Raw genomic sequence first — 583 nt, 5'->3', positions numbered from 1 at the left:
TCCTACGTCGAGGGCTTCTACAACCGCCGACGCCTGCATTCAGCCCTGGACTACCGCACGCCAGACCAAGCAGAACGGCAGGCAGTAAACGTAGCGTAACCCGTCCACGGAAGTCGTGGAGGATCAATCTGCTCCGGCCGTTGGCTGAGTACGAGCAGGCAGCAGGAGGCGGCTGGTGAGCGCCGAGGTGGATACCCTGCCGGACATGCTGGCACGGCTCAAGCTGACAGCGCTGCGTGACCGGCTCGACGGCCTGCTGGATGAGGCGGCACGGGGCGACCTCAGCTTGCGCGAGACGCTGGCGCTGCTGTGCCGGGCGGAGGTGTCGCACCGCGAGGAGCGGCGCATCCAGATGGCGACCAGCATCGCGAAGTTCCCGCACCAGCGCACGCTGGAGGGGTTCGACTTTGCCGCCCAGCCCTCGCTGGATGCCAAGCAGGTGCGCGACCTGGCGGCCTGAACCGCCCCGGGTTTGTCGGAGGCCCCAGGCCTTGAGAGGATGGAGCCATGACGACGAAGGGCAAGACAGCAGCGAGCTACTCGCCGGAGGTGCGGGAGAGGGCGGTCCGCCTCGTGCTGGAGG

1 protein-coding gene is annotated in these 583 nt (G+C 67.8%); it reads left to right on the top strand.

Going from position 1 to position 583, the window contains the following annotated elements:
- Nucleotides 1-175: 175 nt before the first annotated feature.
- Entirely contained in the window at nt 176-460 is a 285-nt protein-coding gene (locus tag ROTAS13_RS25525; RefSeq protein ID WP_075823732.1) for an ATP-binding protein, read from the top strand.
- Nucleotides 461-583: the final 123 nt, after the last annotated feature.

Origin of the sequence: Roseomonas sp. TAS13, from assembly GCF_001950415.1 — a bacterium.
In the GTDB taxonomy this organism is placed as follows: domain Bacteria; phylum Pseudomonadota; class Alphaproteobacteria; order Acetobacterales; family Acetobacteraceae; genus Roseomonas; species Roseomonas mucosa.
This window is presented reverse-complemented; position numbering and strand designations above follow the sequence as displayed.